The sequence below is a fragment of the Pseudomonas sp. MPB23 genome (assembly GCF_046605395.1).
Taxonomy (GTDB): Bacteria; Pseudomonadota; Gammaproteobacteria; order Pseudomonadales; family Pseudomonadaceae; genus Aquipseudomonas.
This window is the reverse complement of sequence record NZ_CP176771.1, coordinates 3,022,811-3,041,314: the sequence shown is the minus strand read 5'-3', so window position 1 is coordinate 3,041,314 and position 18,504 is coordinate 3,022,811. Positions and strand designations below refer to the sequence as shown.

The following is an 18,504-nucleotide window of genomic DNA, read 5'->3' as shown; positions in this document are numbered from 1 at the left end:
CAAATCAGACCGAATACGAACGGCAGTCCTAAAGTTGCGGCGTACGGGGCCGATAGCGTCTTTATCGTTTACCTCCGTAACAACGTTCAAGGAACGAACCCATGACTTCGCGCCCATCCAGCCCGCTTCCCCTTACCGGTCACCCGCGTTTTCGTTGGTTCGCTTTTATCCCGGTCGTACCTGCCGTCGTGTGGATACTGCTGCAATCAACCTCCCCGGCCAATCTGGCGGTCTGCGCGGGGTTGGTGCTGATCGGCCTGGGGGCCTGCGCCTGGAGCGCGGGTTCCCAGCGTGAGGCGGTGCAGCGCGCGGCCGCACGGGCGCTGGCGGATCAGTCGGACGCCGACGTGGCGCAGCACCGCATGGCTTCGCGGGCACAGCTCGATGAGGTGCTGCTGGGCGCCATGCCGATCTGGGCCAAGCAGGTGGAAAGTTCGCGCCAGCAGACCGAAGAAGCGATTGTGAGCCTGGCCAACCGTTTCACCGGGATCTCCGCGCGCTTGCAGGAAACCGTACAAGCTTCGCAACACGCGGCCGGCGAACTGGATGGGCAGGCCGCCGACGGCGCGCTCAAGGTGCTGGCGCGCAGCGACAGTGAGCTGAGCCAGGTGATCGACTCACTCAAGGCCACTCAAACCAGCCGCGACCAGACCCTGGTGCAAGTGCGCAGCCTTACCGCCTATACCGGCGAACTGCGCACCATGGCCGCCGACGTGGCGGCGATTGCCGCGCAAACCAACCTGCTGGCGCTCAATGCGGCCATCGAAGCGGCGCGTGCCGGTGAAGCCGGTCGCGGCTTCGCCGTGGTGGCCGACGCGGTGCGCAGCCTGTCGAGCAAATCCAGCGAAACCGGCCAGCAGATGTCGGCCAAGGTCGACATCATCAACAACGCCATTACCCAACTGGTGCAGGCCGCGTCCAACAGCGCCGACCAGGACAGCAACTCGGTGGCCGCCTCCGAAAACAGTATTCAAACGGTGCTCGAACGCTTTCAGAACATCACCGGGCGCCTGGCCGAATCCGCCGACCTGCTCAAGCAGGAAAGCTACGGCATTCGCGATGAGATGACCGAGGTGCTGGTCAACCTGCAATTCCAGGATCGGGTCAGCCAGATCCTCAGCCACGTGCGCGACAACATGCACGCCCTGCATGACCACCTCCTGCAGGCCAACCAGGCGCCGGACCAGGCAGTGACCGTCGACGCGCGGCAATGGCTGGCGCAGATGGAAGCCACCTACGCCACCGAAGAGCAACGGCGCACCCACCATGGCGAGGCGGCCGTGCAGCAGAATTCTCAAGACATTACCTTTTTTTAGGAGCCCATCATGGCGAAGAACGTATTAGTGGTCGACGACTCCAGCAGCGTGCGGCAAGTGGTCGGCATTGCCTTGAAGAGCGCCGGTTATGACGTGATCGAGGCCGTCGACGGCAAAGATGCCCTGAGCAAGCTCACCGGGCAGAAAGTGCACCTGATCATCAGCGACGTGAACATGCCCAACATGGACGGCATCACCTTCGTCAAGGAGGTCAAGAAGCTGGCCAACTACAAGTTCACGCCGATCATCATGCTGACCACCGAGTCCCAGGAATCGAAGAAAGCCGAAGGCCAGGCCGCAGGCGCCAAGGCCTGGGTGGTCAAGCCGTTCCAGCCGGCGCAGATGCTGGCGGCGGTGTCCAAGCTGATTCTGCCCTGACACTCACCCCCCAGGAGCTCGCCATGCCGATCACCTTCGACACCTTCGACGGCACCACTCACGTGAGTATCGACGGCGAACTGACCATCTACACCGTGGCCGAACTGGCCGCCGCCCTGCTGCCCCAGGTGGGGGCGGCGCCGCGCCTGGCACTGGACCTGTCGCAGGTCACGGAAATCGACGGCGCCGGCGTGCAATGGCTCGCGGTCATCCGGCGTGAAGCCGCCAACAACGGTACGGCGCTGAGCCTGGCCGCGCAGAGTCCGGCGGTCACGCAAACGTTGCAATTGTGTGGCGACGCGATTTTCTAGCGCGCCCCACCTCCGTTCAACGAACAAGGAATGTCCAGGTGAGCATTAATCTCGATCAGGCACAGCAGACTTTCATCATCGAGGCGCGCGAACTGTTGCAGGCCATGGAGCAATCCTTGTTGCAACTGGAGAACGACCCGGGCGATGAGGATGCCATTGGCGCGGTGTTTCGCGCCGCGCACACCATCAAGGGCTCCGCCGGGCTGTTCGGCCTGGCGTCGATTGTCAGTTTCACGCATATCGTCGAAGACGTGCTCGACCGCCTGCGCGATGGCCACGTGGCGGTGGATGCCGCACTGATCGCGGTGCTGCTGCAGTCCGGCGATCACATGCTCGAGCTGATCGAGGTGGTCGCCAGCCGCGGCGAGGCACTGCCGTCCGCGGCGCTGGAGCGCGAAGCTGCCTTGCGCGAGGCGCTGGGGGCCTATCAAGAGACGCCGTCGCCCAGCGCCGACGTCGGCACCGTGGCGGTGGACGACGACGCACCGACCGAAGTGCTCTGGCACCTGTCCCTGCGCTTTGGCGCGGACGTGTTCCGCAACGGCATGGACCCGTTGTCGTTCCTGCGCTACCTGGAAACCCTGGGCCAGTTGCTGCACGTCACTACCCTCACCGACAGCATCCCGGCCGTGGACGGTTGGGACCCGGAAAGCTGCTACCTGGGTTTCGAGATCGACCTGCGCTCAAGCGCCAGCCATGCCGCCCTCAATGAAGTCTTCGACTTTGTGCGCGATGACTGTGAAGTCCAGATCAGCGTCGCCGATGAGCCAGGCGACAGCAGCGCCGCGGTCGACTCCGAAGGGGTCGCCGAGGCCGAGCAAGGCCCAACGGCAGCGGTGCAGCAACGCACGGCAACGAGCGGCGACACGAAACTGCGGGACGGCAACTACGTCCGGGTCAATGCCGACAAGCTTGACGAGCTGATCAACCTGGTCGGCGAGCTGGTCATCGCCAGCGCGGGCGCGAGCCTGCTGGCCCGCTCCTGCAACAACGATCCGCTGCAGGAAGCCACCTCGACGGTATCGGGGCTGGTGGAAGAGATTCTCGATGGCGCCCTGCACCTGCGCATGATCCCCATCGGCGACACCTTCAACCGCTTCCGCCGCGTGGTGCGCGATGTCAGCCAGGAACTGGGCAAGGACATCGACCTGATCATCAACGGCGCGGAAACCGAACTGGACAAAACGGTGGTCGAGAAAATCGGCGACCCACTGATGCATTTGCTGCGCAACGCCATGGATCACGGCATCGAAAGCGCCGACGCCCGACGTGCGGCAGGCAAGCCGACCAAGGGCCACCTGAGCCTGAATGCGTACCACGACTCGGGCAGCATCGTCCTCGAAATCGCCGACGACGGCGCCGGGCTCAACCGCGAACGCATCCTGGCCAAAGCCCAGGAACGCGGGCTGGTCGCCGGTGGTGCGGTGCTCACCGACCAGGAAATCTACAACCTGATCTTCGAGCCGGGGTTCTCCACCGCCGAAGCGGTCACCAACCTGTCCGGGCGTGGCGTGGGCATGGACGTGGTCAAGCGCAACATCACCCTGTTACGCGGCACCGTGGACCTGGACAGCCGTCCCGGCGAGGGCACCGTGGTGCGCATACGCCTGCCGCTGACCCTGGCGATCATCAACGGGTTCCTGGTGGGCATCGATCATTGCACCTACGTGATTCCCCTGGACATGGTCCAGGAATGCATCGAGCTGGACGAACGCCAGCGTCAGTCCAGCCGCGAACAGGGCTACCTGGACCTGCGCGGCGAGGTGCTGCCGCTGGTGGACCTGCGCGATCACTTCAGCCACGAAGGCCCGCCCGCTCGCCGCCAGAATGTGGTGGTAGTGCGTTACGCCGAGCACAAGGCCGGGCTGGTGGTGGATGACCTGCTCGGCGAGTTCCAGACCGTGATCAAACCCCTGGGCAAGTTGTTCGGCGCACTGCGCGGCATCAGCGGCTCGACCATTTTGGGCAGCGGCGCGGTCGCCCTGATCCTGGATATACCGGCACTGCTCAACCAAATCGTACACCTGGAAGCCCGCACGACCCAGGCGCCTCAGTCGCCACCGGTCGTCGCTCGCTGACGTTTTTGCAACTCCATGGAGGTTTCCCGATGAAATGGTTCTACGATCTTAAAATTTCCACCAAGTTGATCAGCTCATTCCTGGTGGTCCTGGCGCTCACCGCGGCCATGGGCGGTTTCGCCATCGTCCAGCTCGGGGCTGTCAACCAGGCGGCCCAGGACATCCGGGGCAACTGGATGCCGTCCCTGCGCGCAGCGGCCGCCATGCGGTTCTTCGCCGCCAACTATCGCTTGAAAGAAAACCGCCATGTCGGCACCGACGTTGCCGAGAAAAAGGCCCTGGCCGAGCGTGAAGCCGCCGACGCGCGCGAGCAGTTCGAAACCCGCATGGGCACCTACGAGCAGTTGCTGTCCAACGATGAAGATCGTCAGCTCCTGGCCAGCGTGAAAAGCGCCTGGGCCTCGTACCTGGCGAGCAGCAAACAGTTGCTCGACCTGTCGCGGCGCAACCAGGAAGACCAGGCGCGCAGCTTGCTGACGGGTGAGTCCAAGGAGCATTTCGATCAAGTGGCCGACCGCCTGCAAAAGATGGTCGAACTCAATGACGCCGGCGCGACCCTCGCCGGTGACAAAGGCTCGGCGCTGTACGAAAGCGCGCGCCTGTCGATCATCGTGGCGCTGATCGCGGCCCTGTTGATCGGCCTGGGCCTGGCGGTGTTCATCGCAGGGATCATTTCCCGCCCGCTGCGACAAGCCGCCAGCGCCGCCGAGCAATTGGCCGAAGGCAACCTCAATGCCCACATCGAGCCGGGTGCAAAAGATGAAACCGGCATGGTGCTCAACGCCATGCGCAACATGGTCGGCAAGCTGGCGCATATCATCGGCGAAGTACGCAACGCCGCCGATAACCTGGCCAGCGCCTCCGAGCAAGTCAGTGCCACCGCGCAATCGATGAGCCAGGCCACCAGCGAACAAGCGGCCAGCGTCGAGGAAACCAGTGCGTCGGTCGAGCAGATGAGCGCCAGCATCAACCAGAACACCGAAAACGCCAAGGTCACCGATGGCATGGCCAGCAAGGCCGCCAAGGAAGCCACCGAGGGCGGCGAATCGGTGCAACAGACCGTGGTGGCGATGAAGAAAATCGCCCAGCGCATCAGCATCATCGACGACATCGCCTACCAGACCAATCTGCTCGCCCTCAATGCCGCCATTGAGGCCGCTCGGGCCGGCGAACACGGCAAAGGGTTCGCGGTGGTGGCCGCCGAAGTGCGCAAGCTGGCCGAACGCAGCCAGGTCGCGGCCCAGGAAATCGGCGAACTGTCCTCCAGCAGCGTGGACATGGCGGAAAAAGCCGGCAAGTTGCTCGACGAAATGGTGCCGTCGATCAACAAGACCTCCGATCTGGTGCAGGAAATCAGCGCCGCGTCCGAAGAACAGGCGGCCGGTGTCGCGCAGATCAATACGGCGATGACCCAGCTCAACCAAGTGACCCAGCAGAACGCCTCGAGCAGCGAGGAACTGGCGGCCACGGCCGAAGAAATGAGCAGCCAGGCCGAACAACTGCAACAGGCCATGAGCTTCTTCGTGCTGGATTCAACCCCCAAGGCCGCGGTTCACAGCAGCAGCGTGGACGGTCCCGGCAGCAAACCCGGCCGGCCGTTGCAACGCCCCCAACAGCCGGCACCGCGCAAGGCCTTCGCCTACAGCATGGCCAGCGCCCCGGACGAATCGGAATTCACCCGTTTCTGATCGCCAGTATCGACGCGGGTTTACAGGGAGAATGACATGGGCGCAGTGACGACAACTCGGCACACCGCGGTGGCGGTGGACGAGGATGCGCAATACCTGACCTTCATGCTCGGCGGCGAAATGTTCGCCATCGGCATTCTGGGGATCAAGGAAATTATCGAATACGGCAGCCTGACCGTGGTGCCGATGATGCCCGCCTTCGTGCGCGGGGTGATCAACCTGCGCGGTGCGGTGGTGCCGGTGGTCGACTTGTCGGCGCGCTTTGGCCGCGCCAACTCGGCGATCACCCGGCGCTCCTGCGTGGTCATCATCGAGGCGAGCACTGACGATGGCCAGCCCCAGGACATCGGGCTGCTGGTCGATACGGTGTCTGCCGTGCAGGAAATCGCAGCCGCGCAGATCGAGCCGCCGCCCAACTTCGGCGCACGCATCCGTGCCGATTTCATCAGCGGCATGGCCAAGGTCGACGGCAAGTTCGTGATCGTGCTGGCGGTGAGTAAAGTGCTGTCCATCGACGAGATGTCCAGCCTCGCCGAGGCCGGCCAGGGGCCGACCCTCGACGTCGACCCGCGTTGAGCCCCGGCCATGTCTGACACCGTCTCCATCGACGATCGTGAATTCGGTCAGTTCCAAACCTGGCTATACCGCGCGGCCGGCATCAGCCTGTCGCCGGCCAAGAAAGCCCTGGTGGCCGGGCGCCTGTTCAAGCGCCTCAAGCACTATGAGCTGCAGAGCTACGGCGAGTATTTCAAGCTGATCATGAGTGACCCGCGCAAGAGCGAGTTGCAGGTCGCCCTGGATTTGCTGACCACCAACGAAACGTATTTTTTCCGCGAGCCCAAGCACTTCGACTTCCTGCGTCAGCACGTACTGCCCAAGGCCGCGCCGGGCAAGGTGTTTCGCGTATGGAGCGCGGCCAGTTCCTCGGGCGAAGAACCCTACAGCCTGGCGATGACCCTGGCCGAGTGCCTGGGCACGACGCCCTGGGAAATCGTCGGTTCGGACATCAGCACCCAAGTGCTGGCCAAGGCGCGCACCGGCCATTACGCCATGGAACGCACCGAGACTCTGCCCCAGCCGCTGCTGACCAAGTACTGCCTCAAGGGCATCGGCCGCCAGGAAGGCACGTTCCTGATCGACAAGGCCTTGCGTGACCGCGTCAATTTTGTCCAGGTCAACCTCAACGAAGCGCTGCCGGCCCTTGGCGAGTTCGAGGTGATCTTCCTGCGCAACGTGATGATCTATTTCGACCAGCCGACCAAGATCCAGGTGGTCGCGCGTCTGCTGCCGCTGCTCAAACCCGGCGGCTACTTGATCATCAGCCACTCGGAAAGCCTGCACGGCGTCAATGACAGCCTGAAGTTGGTGGTGCCCTCGATCTACCGCAAGCCATGAAAAAGCCTGTCGACGCCACCGAAGTGGTCTTGGCGCCCGGCCAGGTCTGCTTTGCGACGCAGCCCATGCGCTTGCGCACCTTGCTCGGCTCCTGCGTGGCGATCACGTTCTGGCACCCGCAACGGCTGATCGGCGGCATGTGCCACTTCATGCTGCCGGGGCGCTTGCGCAACGATCAGCCCCTGGACGGCCGGTATGCCGATGAGGCCCTGGAACTGCTGCTGCGCCATGCCCACGTCAACGGCACGCAAGCACGGGATTACCAGGTCAAGCTGTTCGGCGGCGGCAAGATGTTCCCCGAGCGCCAGCGCCGGGTGTCGACGCAGGACGTGGCCAGCCTGAATATCCGCGCCGCCCTGGCCCTGGTCGAGCGCCATCAACTGCAGTTGATGGCCCAGGACATGGGCAGTACCGGTTACCGCACAATCATGTTCGACCTATGGAACGGCGACGTCTGGGTTCGGCATCAACCAATGGGAACACCACAACAAAATGCCTACCAAAAAAATCAGCGTGCTGTTGGTCGATGACTCAGCCGTGGTGCGCCAGGTACTGCTGGCGATTCTCAGCGACACCCCGGATATCCACGTCATGGGCGCCGCCTCCGACCCGATTTTCGCCATGGACAAACTCGCCCGCGAATGGCCGGATGTGATCGTGCTGGACGTGGAAATGCCGCGCATGGACGGCATCACCTTTCTCAAGAAAATCATGAGTGAGCGGCCGACGCCGGTGGTGATCTGTTCCTCGTTGACCCAGAAAGGCGCGGAAACCTCCCTGCAAGCGCTGTCGGCCGGTGCGGTGGAAATCATCACCAAACCCACGACCGGGCTGAAGAACTTCCTGATCGAGTCGGCAGCCGAGTTGGTGGCGGCGATCCGCGCCGCCGCGAACTCCAACGTCAGGAACCTGGGAAAGCGCAGCGCCAACCCGACACCGTCCCCCGCCCCAGCCAGCAAGCTCACGGCGGACGCGATCCTGCCCGCCGCCAATGGCCATGCCATGGCGCAGACCACCGAACGCATCGTCGCCATCGGCACCTCCACCGGCGGCACCCAGGCGCTGGAGGCGGTGCTGACGGCACTGCCGAGGGTGTGCCCCGGCATGGTGATCGTGCAGCACATGCCCGAGAAATTCACCGCCTCGTTCGCCGAGCGCCTCAACAGCGTGTGCCAGATCGAAGTGCGCGAAGCGCGCAACAACGACCGCATCCTCCCCGGCCTGGCGCTGATCGCCCCTGGCGGCAAGCACCTGATGGTCACCCGCAGCGGCGCCTACTATCACGCCCAGGTGATCGACGGGCCGCTGGTCAATCGGCATCGGCCGTCGGTGGATGTGCTGTTTCGCTCGGTGGCCAAGTTCGCCGGCAAGAATGCCACCGGCATCATCATGACCGGCATGGGCGACGACGGCGCGCGCGGCCTCAAGGAGATGCTCGACGCCGGCGCCGCCACGGTGGCCCAGGACGAAGCCAGTTGCGTGGTGTTCGGCATGCCCAAGGAGGCCATCAAACTCAACGCCGCCCAGCGCATCATGGCGCTGGAGGATATTCATCAGGCGATTTTGTATAAGTGACGGGTAGGCCCGGCCAGCGGGCGCTGACGATTGTTGATCAGCGCTAGAGCCCGGGCCTCAATCTCTGGATAATGCCGGGCTCCCGCCACGATACGGAAATTCAGCTCAATGAAGTTGTCCGCTGCCGCCCTCGTCCTCTCCTCAGCCTTGCTCCTGCCTTCACTGGCCCACGCCGACGACGCGGCCCTGGTCGATACGCTCAAGGCTTTTACCCGTTGCGATGCGAGTTTCTTCAGCAGCCTGAACACCCACCGTGACGCGTGGAAGGCCTACGCGCCGCTCAAGCAGGACCAGGACTTTGCCTGGATCGCGGTGCAGGATCGCGCCAGCCGCAACGGCAACTCGGTACCGGTCAGCGCGCCGCCGATCGCCGGTTTGAAGTTGGTGTCGTACGCCGACGAGGTCACCGACCTGGGCGAGTTGGGCCTCTACTACTACTGGAGCTTTATCGTGCAAGGCGGTGTCGACGACGTCGCCCGACACCTCGCCCCGCTGCTGGAGCAACCCGCGCTGCTGCACAAAGGCGATGGCGAATACACCCGCAGCGAACTCAAGGTCGGCGACCACTGGCAGGCGATCAAACCCCAACCGGGCAAGGCGCCGGGGACGCGGCACGTGGAACGCGTGCTGATCGTGGAACCGGAAGGCAAGCAGGGCACACAATCGCGCGTCAGCTGTTCGGTACAAGGCGGCGTAAACGCGGCACTGCTGGCACAACTGCGCCCGGACATCGCGCCAGTCGATTACCCACGCACCTTGGTGGAGCCAGGCATCAACGATGTCGAGGTGCCCGCCAGCGTACTCCAGCACCTCAACGCGCCGCTGTTGCAGCCCAAGTTCAAAACCTTGACCTACACCTATCGGGCCAAGAAGGACGATGGCAGCCTGGACAGCCCGACGTCCGTGACCTTCAGCGCCGACGGTGGCCTGCTGAACAAGAACGAGGTCTACAACGACACCTTCCACGTGGAGCGCCAGACCAAGGCGGACCTGATCCAGTTGAAGTCGAAGATGAATGGCGTGGGCGATGGCCGTGTGCTGCAAACCCGTGAACTGGAACTGAATCTGCCGACGAACTGGACTCCAGGCCAGACGCTGAGCGCGCGCCTGCGCATGGCGAACATGCCGGAAAAACCGACCGACAGGCCCGTCCAGACCATCATGACCTGCAAGATCGGCGAGCGCTTCCCGGCCAAGCAGGTGTTTGCCTCGTTGAAAGGCGATGCGATCAAGCTCGAATGCGACCAGGGAGACTATCAGACCGCGCGCGCGTTTATCGAGGACCTGGGGGTCGCGCTGACGCTGGAGTCGACATCGAGCCAGACGCACTATGTGAATGAATTTACGGCGCTGGACGTGGTGCGCTAGGGAACATGCCGTCATCGCCGTCTGGTCGGGGCTACGATGACGGCGGCACTGCCGGCTGAAAGGTATTCAAGGGCACTCCACGGCAACGGTGTAGTCTGCATACAGACCCCCTCGCCCAGCGGAGCCCGACATGATCACTGTCCACCACCTCAACAACTCCCGCTCGCAGCGCATTCTGTGGCTGCTCGAAGAGCTCGGCCTGCCCTACGACATCAAGCGCTACCAGCGCGACCCGAAGACCAACCTCGCCCCGCCCGAGCTCAAGGCGATCAACGCGCTGGGCAAATCCCCGGTGATTGAAGACGATGGGAATGTGGTGATCGAGTCCGCCGCCATCATCGACTACCTGATCCGCCGCCATGGCGCCGGCCGCCTACAACCGGACCCGACCACCGCCGACTACGACCGCTACGTGCAATGGCTGCACTTCGCCGAAGGCTCGGCCATGCTGCCGCTGATGCTCAACCTGTACGTAGGGCGCCTGGGTGATGCGGGCGCTCCGTTGCATCCGCGTATCGAATCGGAAGTGGCCAATTACCTGGGTTACCTCAACGCGGCCCTGGGACAAACGCCGTACCTGCTGGGTGACGAGCTGAGCGGTGCGGATATCCAGATGAGCTTCATCGGCGAAATCGCCAAGGCCCAGGGCAAGTTGCAGGCGTACCCGCACCTGGCGGCATGGGTGCAGCGGTTCCAGGCGCGGCCGGCGTATCGCCAGGCGCTGGAACGGGGCGGGCCGTATGCGTTTGCCTGAACAGGCGGTGAAGCAATAGCCTTGTGGCGCCCCCCCCCTGTGGCAAGCGGGCTTGCCACAGAAAGTCCACTGGCCACAGGGCGGCTCAGCCCAGGCGGAATCGCGCGGTGTTATCGCTCAACGCCCGGCTGCCCTTGCTCAACGTATCGGCCGCGCGGTTCACGGCGCGCGCGCCGTCGAGCAGGCGCCCGGCGGCCTGGTCCACTTGCTGGATGTTGCCGCTCACCTCATCGGCCGTCGCCGCCTGTTCTTCCACCGCCGTGGCGATCTGCGCCAGGGTGTCGGTGACGCTCTGCACGGCTCCCGCGATTTCGCCCAGGCGTGTCCCCAACCCGGTGACGGATTCGGCATCCCTCAGCGCCTGCTCGCACGCAGCGCCCATCAGGTTGACCGCCTGGCTCACCGTCGCGCGCAGGCTGTCCACTGTGCCGGCAATCTGCGCAGTGGAGGCCTGGGTGCGCTGCGACAGGCTGCGCACTTCATCGGCCACCACGGCAAAACCACGCCCCTGATCACCGGCGCGTGCCGCTTCGATGGCGGCGTTGAGGGCCAGCAGATTGGTCTGCTCGGCGATGCCGCGGATGGTGTCGACCACCGATTGAATCTGCTGGCCCTGCTGGCTGACTTGCTCCAGGGCGTTGGCGGTGTCGGTCAGCCGCTGGTTGAGCTCTTGGATGCTGGCGGTGGTGCGCTGGCTGTCGCGGCTGCTGTCTTCGGCGATACGCCGGGTGTGCTGGGCGCTGCCGGAGGCTTGTTCACAACTTTTGGCCACGCCCATGGAGGTGGCGGCCAACTGGGTCGCCGCGGCGGCGATCTGGCTGATCTGGTGTTGCTGATCTTCGACTTCCGTGAGGGTGCTACCCGATTGCGAATTGAGGGTGAGCACCGCTGAGCCGAGCTGCTGGGTCTCGTGATTGACGCCGAGCAGGCTGGTGCGCAATTGCATCACCGCGACGTTGAGCGCGGTGCTGATGACGGCCAGTTCGTCACGTCCTTGCACCGCCACTTCCACGCACAGGTTGCCGTCGCGCAGAGACTCGGCCAAGGTGGTGATACCACTGGCGCTGCGGCGGATGGACGCTTGCAGGCACATGAACAGGTACAGCGCCGCCAGGGTCAGCAGGCTGAACGTCAGCGCCAACGGGATAAACTGCCGGTTCGCGGATTGGCGATAGTAGTCCAGGCGCGCATCCATGGACGTCAACGACTGAACGCGCAGCGCGCCGAACGATTCAAGCATCGCATCGACACTGCGCTCGAAACCGGCGGTGTCGAGCTTGATGCTGCCGCCGAACACGCCGTCGTCGAGGACCTTGAGTTCTTTATCCAACAGTTGCAGGCTGGCGTCGTACTGCGCGGTCCAGGGCTCCATCCCGGCGTATGGCTTGGCTTTGAGCGACGCCGCGGCCTTGGCCAACTGGTCTCGCGCATCACTGATGCGGCTGCGCAGATCGCGCATCTGCAAACGGCTCTGCAAGGTGAACTGCCCCGAAGCGATGGACGACTGCCCGACACTCGCCATCCGGCCAATACGCTCGATCAGGTCAGGGGTCTGCAGAGTGCCCATCTGCATGAGCATGTAAGTTTCCAGCCAGGGGTCGAGGATCAGGCCGGCGTCCAGGGCAATTTGTTCGCGCAGGGTTTGCATGGCGCTGAGGGCCGAGGTGAAGTGCTCGTAACCATCCGGCCACCAACCCACGATGCGCAGGGACTGTGCGTCCATGCCCTTGACCGTCGCTTGCAATGCATCGAAGCGGGCCAAGGTGTCGGCACTCGCGCCCTGGGTTTTCAGCGACTCGCCCAGGGTTTGCAGGCTGCGCAGGATGAGCGGGTATTGGCTATCGACCTTGTCCATCGCTGCCTTCGCCGCCGGCGTGGGCGCATGCAGGATATCCGCGGCCTTCCAGCGCGCGGCCAGGTTGCGCTGGGTCGTCAACTGGCGATCCAGCGCGTCCAGGACCAGCAACTGGCTCAGCCCGGACTGCTCGCTGGAAATCACGTTTAATTTCTCGCGATAGTCCGCCCCGATCATCCACAGGCTGCCGGCCAGGGGCAGGATAAAAAGGAAGAACAGCAGCTGGAATTTGCGGGCGAAACCAAAACGTCCGAGCAAGCGGATACCGGGTGACAAAAGGCTGTGCATATCCGACCACTCCCCAAAAAAGCCCAAGCGATACAACGTTGGGCGAAACCCTGAAATGAATAACGGCAAAGTGCCATGTCATTGATTGGAAAGGCTCAAGCAAGATACGGGCCGCGACCCGTGAGCCCCTAAATAGAAGGGGCGGCGAGCCAGGGTCGATGGCGCGTGCGCGAAAATGGGGCAAAAGCACTCAACCGCGACAATGAGACTGTCACCGCGGCAGACGCGTGCCGAGGTGTGTTTCCTGTGGCGAGCGGGCTTGCCACAGTTACAGTGTTCCTCCTTAACTGAATGGCATTAGGGCTTGGCCCCACTCACCTACCACACGGGTCTGCTCAAGCCAGCAGCGCGCTGATCCAGCCGATCTCTTGGGTGAGTGCCTGCACCTTCGCCGGCGGTGCCTGTTCGAGCCCGGCCAGGGTCTTCTGCTTCAGCCCCAACAATCGCTGCCACTTGGCCAGGAACACCGGACTGCGCGCCTGCATCTGCAGCGGGCCGAAGTACAGTTGTTCAGGGGTGTAACGCACCGGGGCAGCCCGTTCGGCGACGATGATTTCGTAGTAGAACCGGTTCTCGTGCAGCAGTTCTTCATGAAGGATGCTGTAGCCGTTATCCATCAACCACTGCCGCAAGGGCTGCTCGCCGCCGTTGGGTTGCAGGATCAGGCGTTCCTCACCGCTCAGATGGGCTTTGCCGCTGTCGAAGATGTCGCGGATCGTCTCGCCGCCCATGCCGCAGACGCTGATCGCGGTGATCCCGTCTTGCGCCGTGATCGCCGCCAGACCGTCGGCCAGGCGCACGGCGATGTGCTGCTCCAGGCCGTTGTCCCGCACGCTGCGCCGCGCCGCGTGAAACGGTGTGGTCGCCACCTCCCCCGCCACCGCCGCTGCGATCAGGCCACGGCGCATCAAGGCCACGGGCAGGTAGCCGTGGTCGGAGCCGATATCGGCCAGCCGCGCGCCGACGGGCACGTTCGCCGCCACGCGCTCCAGGCGCATGGATAAGGTGTGTTCGTTCAATGACTATTCCTTTCGCTGCAAAGACTTTACGCGCCCGAAAAACGGTCCCGACTGTTGCTCAGGTGCAGCACCATCGCGGCGCGGGCCGCGTCCGGGTCCTGGCGCTTGATCGCGTTGAAAATCGCCTCATGCTCCAGGTGCGCCAATTGCCCCAGTTGGGAAAAGTCGGCGCCGCCGCGTTCGTCACCCTTGACCTGGGTACGCGGGATCATCGCATTGCCCAGGTGCAGCATGATCTCGGTAAAAAAGGTATTGCCGGTGGCCTCGGCGATCAGTTGGTGAAACCGTTTGTCCTCTTCCACGCAGCTATCGTGGTTGACCAGCGAGGCCTGGTAGTCGGTGAGCGCCGCGCGCATGCGGGCGAGCTGCTCGTCGCTGCGGCGCACGGCGGCCAGCGCCACGGCCTGCACCTCCAGGCCCAGGCGCAACTCCAGCATGCTGCGCACACTGGCGACCGTGTCCACATGCAGGCGCAGCCCGGACGAGGGCTGCTGCGCCAGCACAAAGGTGCCGATGCCGTGACGCGTCTCCACCAGCCCCGACGCCTGCAACTTGGAAATCGCTTCGCGCACCACGGTACGGCTCACGCCATGCTCGAGCACGATGGTGGATTCCGACGGCAGTTTTTCACCGGGCTTCAATTGCCCAAGCAGGATGCGCTGGGTCAGCGCGTCGACCACGCCTTGGGCCAGGTTGTTGGAGCGTCTACGCACAGGGGTTCCACTTTCAATGGGCATCGTTGCGGGTCCACGGGGTTGGGCTGGGCGGAGCTTAACATCCCGTTCAAAGGCGAGGCGGTGTTGATTGAAAAAGCCATCAACTTGTATGACAACCAACCTCACACAGTGTTTTAGAGCGACTCACCTTTACGCTTGACCCTCCCGAAACCCCGCTTGCAAAACACCCACAAACCCCAGCAAATACACGACAAATAACCAAACAAACTGATCATCCCATCGCCTTATGCACACAAAAATATCGTCAGCACATTGCGAACCACAGAAACCGACTTGTATGATGTCTATCAACAACCCGTACAAACCCACATAAAAATAAATCAGGGGGCGTTTTTAAATGGTGAATCCTTCAAGCCATACAGTGGCCACACCCGAACATGATTCGGCCCTCGCGCGCGCCGTGAGCAAAGTGAAGAGCCATGTGCTCCCACTGTTCGTGATCATGTTCATCCTCAACTACATCGACCGGGTCAACATCGGCTTCGTGCGCACGCACATGGAGCATGACCTGGGCATCGGCGCCGCGGCCTACGGCTTTGGCGCCGGGTTGTTCTTCATCGGCTACGCCCTTTTCGAAGTGCCCTCCAACCTGCTGCTGCAAAAGGTCGGCGCGCGTATCTGGCTGACCCGCATCATGTTCACCTGGGGCATCGTCGCCACGCTGATGGCGTTCATCCAGAACGAAACCCACTTCTACATCCTGCGCTTTCTGCTGGGTGTGGCCGAGGCGGGCTTCTTTCCCGGCGTGATCTATTACTTCACCCGCTGGCTGCCGGGCATGGAGCGAGGTAAAGCCATCGCGATTTTCCTCAGCGGTTCGGCCGTGGCCTCGTTGATCTCCGGCCCGCTGTCGGGGGCGCTGTTGCAGATCGAAGGGTTTGGCTTGCATGGCTGGCAATGGATGTTCGCCGTCGAAGGCCTGGCCTCCGTGGCGCTGGGTTTCTTCGTGTGGTTCTGGCTCGACTCCAAGCCCCACGACGCCAAATGGATGACCCGCGAAGAGCAAGATGCACTGGTCGGCGCAATCGATCAGGAACAACGCGACCGCGAAGCCCTGACCAGCGTCAAACCCACCCTCGGCAAGCTGCTCAAGGACCGTCAGATCCTGCTGTTCTGTGCGCTGTACTTCTGCATCCAACTGACGATCTACGCGGCGACGTTCTGGCTGCCGAGCATCATCAAGAAGATGGGGGACTTGAGCGATATGCAGGTCGGTTTCTTCAACTCGATCCCGTGGCTGATCTCGATCATTGCCATGTACGCCTTCGCGTCGTTGTCGGGCAGGTTCAAGTTCCAGCAGGCCTGGGTCGCGGCTGCGCTGTTGATTGCCGCCGCGGGCATGTTCATGTCCACCACCGGCGGGCCGATCTTCGCCTTCGTGGCGATCTGCTTCGCGGCCATCGGCTTCAAGTCGGCGTCGTCGCTGTTCTGGCCGATCCCCCAGGGCTACCTGGATGTGCGCATCGCCGCCGCCGTGATCGCGCTGATCAACTCCATCGGCAATCTCGGCGGCTTCGTCGCGCCGACCACCTTCGGCTTCCTGGAGCAGAGCACCGGCTCGATCCAGGGCGGCCTGTATGGCCTGGCCGGCACTTCGGTACTCGCGGCGATCCTGGTGTTCTTTGCCAAGACCTCGCCCTCGGCAGCCTTGACCGCGCCAAGCGCGGCGCCCACGGGCGCTGCCATCAGCAAACCTCTTTGAGCCTCTTTAGGAACTTGCCATGACTCCCGTAGTGACCCATTTCCAAGTCATCCCCGTGGCCGGCCACGACAGCATGCTGCTCAACCTCAGCGGCGCCCATGGGCCTTATTTCACGCGCAATATCGTCATCCTCAAGGACAGCAGCGGCCACACCGGCGTGGGCGAAGTACCCGGTGGCGAACGCATCCGCGAAACCCTGGAAGACGCGCGCAGCCTGGTGATCGGCCAACCGATCGGCCAGTACCAGCGCATCCTCAACCAGATGCGCAGCGCCTTTGCCTCCAGGGACGCCGCCGGCCGCGGCCTGCAGACCTTTGACCTGCGCATCGCCGTGCATGCCGTCACCGCCATGGAAGCCGCGCTGCTCGACCTGCTGGGGCAGTTCCTCGACGTGCCGGTGGCGGCGTTGCTCGGCGAAGGCCAACAGCGCGACGCGGTGAAAATGCTCGGGTATCTGTTCTACGTCGGCGACCGCAGCGCGACCGACCTGGCCTACCGCAACGAAGCCGACAGCGACGACGACTGGTTCCGCCTGCGCCATGAACACGCCCTGACCAGCGACGCCGTGGTGCGCCTGGCCGAAGCCGCCAAGGCCAAATACGGCTTCAATGACTTCAAGCTCAAGGGTGGTGTGTTGAGCGGTGATGCAGAAATCGAAGCGGTCACCGCCCTGGCCGAACGCTTCCCCGATGCGCGCATCACCCTCGACCCGAATGGCGCCTGGTCATTGAAAGAAGCCATCCGCCTGTGCCGCGACCAGCATGCCGTGCTCGCCTACGCCGAAGACCCATGCGGTGCCGAAAACGGCTACTCGGGCCGCGAAGTCATGGCCGAATTCCGCCGCGCCACGGGCTTGAAAACCGCCACCAACATGATCGCCACCGACTGGTGCGAGATGGGCCATGCGATCCAGCTGCAATCGGTGGACATCCCCCTGGCCGACCCGCACTTCTGGACGATGCAGGGCTCGGTACGCGTCGCGCAGATGTGTCACGACTGGGGCCTGACCTGGGGCTCGCACTCCAACAACCACTTCGATATTTCCCTGGCGATGTTCACCCAGGTCGCCGCCGCCGCACCGGGTGACATTACCGCCATCGACACCCACTGGATCTGGCAGGACGGCCAGCACCTGACCAAAACGCCGCTGACCATCGAAGGGGGTTATGTGAAGGTGCCCGCCAAGCCGGGCCTGGGGGTGGAGATCGACATGGACGCGGTGGCCAAGGCCCACGAGCTGTACAAAGGCATGGGCCTCGGCGCGCGGGATGACAGCGTGGCGATGCAGTTCCTGATTCCGGGCTGGCGCTTCAACAACAAGCAGCCTTGCCTGGTGCGCTGAGCCCGTAAGGCAAGGCGGTCGCTTATTTGCTGGCAGCACTCGGTTTTACGCTTGCCGCTTTCTTGCTTGAAAGCGGCTGCACCGTCAGCTCGACCCCCAACGCCTGCATCAACTTCTGGTCGGTTTTATCACTGCCTCACAACATCAGGTAAGCGGTGATCCCCGTGCGCACAAAGTAAATCCTGTAGCCGGGCCCGACAAAAACACGCATTTCACTCAGGCCGTCGCCTGCAGGTTCGCAATCACCAAAATTGTTTTCCTCGGCTCGGTCCAATCGGGTCAGAACAGCCGCTTTCCCACAAATATCCCGCATACCATCGAGCCATGTATCGAACTCTGGCGTCCTGCCTATCCAATTGATCATCGTGCCACTTGTAGCCTATTGGCTACTCCTTGTAGATGCCCGTGAATTGTTCATTCCGGAGGGGCGGTCTGGTTGGCCTTGGACCGGGCCTCGGCGTACTCATCCACGTGGGTGTTGCTCCACACCCTGGCGCGGGTCAGGCGGGCGATGAAGTCCTTGATCATCGCGCTTTTCTGCGCCAGTGCCGGCTCGTACGCAACGATGTAGGTCGGCGCGCTCATCAGGCCCACAATCCGCGGGTGTACAAGTCGCGGATCGTCGGCAATTACCTGGTCAACGGCGTGTTGCCGCTGGCGCAGTGGCGGGTGGGTGTGGCAAAGGCCTGAACGCCTTG

Annotated in this window: 16 protein-coding genes and 3 pseudogenes; 14 read left to right on the top strand and 5 right to left on the bottom strand. The window is 63.3% G+C overall.

The window, feature by feature from the left end; genetic code table 11:
* The first annotated feature begins 101 nt into the window (after positions 1-101).
* The 11 genes from ACLH0J_RS14045 to ACLH0J_RS13995 all read left to right on the top strand — a co-directional run bounded on the left by ACLH0J_RS14045 (position 102) and on the right by ACLH0J_RS13995 (position 10,863).
* Complete coding sequence (locus ACLH0J_RS14045) at positions 102-1,316, top strand: methyl-accepting chemotaxis protein (protein ID WP_411392444.1); 1,215 nt, start codon at positions 102-104, stop codon at positions 1,314-1,316.
* Between the two features lie 9 nt (positions 1,317-1,325).
* A complete protein-coding gene (locus ACLH0J_RS14040) occupies positions 1,326-1,694 on the top strand; it encodes a response regulator (protein ID WP_010567247.1) in 369 nt (122 codons plus the stop codon).
* Positions 1,695-1,717: 23 nt separating this feature from the next.
* Positions 1,718-2,005, top strand: a complete 288-nt coding sequence (locus tag ACLH0J_RS14035; protein WP_411392443.1) for a lipid asymmetry maintenance protein MlaB — start codon at positions 1,718-1,720, stop codon at positions 2,003-2,005.
* A 38-nt stretch (positions 2,006-2,043) separates the two neighbouring features.
* Entirely contained in the window at positions 2,044-4,083 is a 2,040-nt protein-coding gene (locus ACLH0J_RS14030; protein ID WP_411392442.1) for a chemotaxis protein CheA, read from the top strand.
* Positions 4,084-4,112: 29 nt separating this feature from the next.
* The gene (locus ACLH0J_RS14025) at positions 4,113-5,771 is read left to right on the top strand and encodes a methyl-accepting chemotaxis protein (RefSeq protein WP_411392441.1); all 1,659 of its coding nucleotides are present in this window, start codon (positions 4,113-4,115) and stop codon (positions 5,769-5,771) included.
* Positions 5,772-5,807: 36 nt separating this feature from the next.
* Positions 5,808-6,347 carry a chemotaxis protein CheW gene (locus ACLH0J_RS14020; protein WP_411392440.1) on the top strand — a complete coding sequence of 180 codons (540 nt, stop codon included), beginning with the start codon at positions 5,808-5,810 and terminating at the stop codon, positions 6,345-6,347.
* A gap of 9 nt (positions 6,348-6,356) precedes the next feature.
* Complete coding sequence (locus ACLH0J_RS14015; RefSeq protein ID WP_411392439.1) at positions 6,357-7,166, top strand: CheR family methyltransferase; 810 nt, start codon at positions 6,357-6,359, stop codon at positions 7,164-7,166.
* Entirely contained in the window at positions 7,163-7,696 is a 534-nt protein-coding gene (gene cheD, locus ACLH0J_RS14010) for a chemoreceptor glutamine deamidase CheD (RefSeq protein ID WP_411392438.1), read from the top strand. The genes ACLH0J_RS14015 and cheD overlap by 4 nt, the downstream gene beginning before the upstream one ends.
* Entirely contained in the window at positions 7,659-8,741 is a 1,083-nt protein-coding gene (locus ACLH0J_RS14005; protein ID WP_411392437.1) for a protein-glutamate methylesterase/protein-glutamine glutaminase, read from the top strand. The genes cheD and ACLH0J_RS14005 overlap by 38 nt, the downstream gene beginning before the upstream one ends.
* A 108-nt stretch (positions 8,742-8,849) precedes the next feature.
* Positions 8,850-10,109, top strand: coding sequence for a hypothetical protein (locus tag ACLH0J_RS14000; RefSeq protein WP_411392436.1), 1,260 nt, complete (start codon positions 8,850-8,852; stop codon positions 10,107-10,109).
* A gap of 130 nt (positions 10,110-10,239) precedes the next feature.
* Complete coding sequence (locus ACLH0J_RS13995; RefSeq protein WP_411392435.1) at positions 10,240-10,863, top strand: glutathione S-transferase family protein; 624 nt, start codon at positions 10,240-10,242, stop codon at positions 10,861-10,863.
* Positions 10,864-10,948: 85 nt separating this feature from the next.
* On the opposite strand, the gene ACLH0J_RS13990 is transcribed toward ACLH0J_RS13995, so the two are convergent.
* From ACLH0J_RS13990 to ACLH0J_RS13980, 3 genes are all read right to left on the bottom strand, one after another.
* The gene (locus ACLH0J_RS13990) at positions 10,949-13,006 is read right to left on the bottom strand and encodes a methyl-accepting chemotaxis protein (protein WP_411392434.1); all 2,058 of its coding nucleotides are present in this window, start codon (positions 13,004-13,006) and stop codon (positions 10,949-10,951) included.
* Between the two features lie 335 nt (positions 13,007-13,341).
* Positions 13,342-14,025 carry a tRNA (adenine(22)-N(1))-methyltransferase gene (locus ACLH0J_RS13985; protein WP_411392433.1) on the bottom strand — a complete coding sequence of 228 codons (684 nt, stop codon included), beginning with the start codon at positions 14,023-14,025 and terminating at the stop codon, positions 13,342-13,344.
* 26 nt (positions 14,026-14,051) lie between these two features.
* Positions 14,052-14,762 carry a FadR/GntR family transcriptional regulator gene (locus tag ACLH0J_RS13980; protein WP_411392432.1) on the bottom strand — a complete coding sequence of 237 codons (711 nt, stop codon included), beginning with the start codon at positions 14,760-14,762 and terminating at the stop codon, positions 14,052-14,054.
* Between the two features lie 337 nt (positions 14,763-15,099).
* Between ACLH0J_RS13980 and ACLH0J_RS13975 the strand changes: the two genes are divergently transcribed.
* On the top strand, positions 15,100-16,464 hold the full coding sequence (locus ACLH0J_RS13975) for an MFS transporter (RefSeq protein ID WP_411392431.1): 1,365 nt from the start codon (positions 15,100-15,102) through the stop codon (positions 16,462-16,464).
* A 19-nt stretch (positions 16,465-16,483) separates the two neighbouring features.
* On the top strand, positions 16,484-17,806 hold the full coding sequence (gene gudD / locus ACLH0J_RS13970) for a glucarate dehydratase (RefSeq protein WP_411392430.1): 1,323 nt from the start codon (positions 16,484-16,486) through the stop codon (positions 17,804-17,806).
* 139 nt (positions 17,807-17,945) lie between these two features.
* On the opposite strand, the pseudogene ACLH0J_RS13965 reads toward gudD, so the two are convergent.
* A pseudogene (locus tag ACLH0J_RS13965) lies at positions 17,946-18,170 on the bottom strand (type II toxin-antitoxin system RelE/ParE family toxin); the annotation flags it as partial.
* 59 nt (positions 18,171-18,229) lie between these two features.
* Positions 18,230-18,397, bottom strand: a pseudogene (locus ACLH0J_RS13960) (aliphatic sulfonates ABC transporter substrate-binding protein); the annotation flags it as partial.
* Between ACLH0J_RS13960 and ACLH0J_RS13955 the strand changes: the two are divergent.
* A pseudogene (locus tag ACLH0J_RS13955) lies at positions 18,356-18,496 on the top strand (acyl-CoA dehydrogenase); the annotation flags it as partial. The pseudogenes ACLH0J_RS13960 and ACLH0J_RS13955 sit on opposite strands and share 42 nt — an antisense overlap.
* Positions 18,497-18,504 lie beyond the last annotated feature (8 nt).

Coding starts and splice junctions, on each gene's coding strand:
- ACLH0J_RS14020 (WP_411392440.1), top strand. CDS start 5,808: ATGGGCGCAGTGACGACAACTCGGCACACCGCGGTGGCGGTGGACGAG.
- ACLH0J_RS14015 (WP_411392439.1), top strand. CDS start 6,357: ATGTCTGACACCGTCTCCATCGACGATCGTGAATTCGGTCAGTTCCAA.
- gudD (WP_411392430.1), top strand. CDS start 16,484: ATGACTCCCGTAGTGACCCATTTCCAAGTCATCCCCGTGGCCGGCCAC.
- ACLH0J_RS13995 (WP_411392435.1), top strand. CDS start 10,240: ATGATCACTGTCCACCACCTCAACAACTCCCGCTCGCAGCGCATTCTG.
- ACLH0J_RS14045 (WP_411392444.1), top strand. CDS start 102: ATGACTTCGCGCCCATCCAGCCCGCTTCCCCTTACCGGTCACCCGCGT.
- ACLH0J_RS13975 (WP_411392431.1), top strand. CDS start 15,100: ATGGTGAATCCTTCAAGCCATACAGTGGCCACACCCGAACATGATTCG.
- ACLH0J_RS14025 (WP_411392441.1), top strand. CDS start 4,113: ATGAAATGGTTCTACGATCTTAAAATTTCCACCAAGTTGATCAGCTCA.
- ACLH0J_RS14000 (WP_411392436.1), top strand. CDS start 8,850: ATGAAGTTGTCCGCTGCCGCCCTCGTCCTCTCCTCAGCCTTGCTCCTG.
- ACLH0J_RS13980 (WP_411392432.1), bottom strand. CDS start 14,762: ATGCCCATTGAAAGTGGAACCCCTGTGCGTAGACGCTCCAACAACCTG.
- ACLH0J_RS14040 (WP_010567247.1), top strand. CDS start 1,326: ATGGCGAAGAACGTATTAGTGGTCGACGACTCCAGCAGCGTGCGGCAA.
- ACLH0J_RS13990 (WP_411392434.1), bottom strand. CDS start 13,006: ATGCACAGCCTTTTGTCACCCGGTATCCGCTTGCTCGGACGTTTTGGT.
- ACLH0J_RS14005 (WP_411392437.1), top strand. CDS start 7,659: ATGCCTACCAAAAAAATCAGCGTGCTGTTGGTCGATGACTCAGCCGTG.
- cheD (WP_411392438.1), top strand. CDS start 7,163: ATGAAAAAGCCTGTCGACGCCACCGAAGTGGTCTTGGCGCCCGGCCAG.
- ACLH0J_RS14035 (WP_411392443.1), top strand. CDS start 1,718: ATGCCGATCACCTTCGACACCTTCGACGGCACCACTCACGTGAGTATC.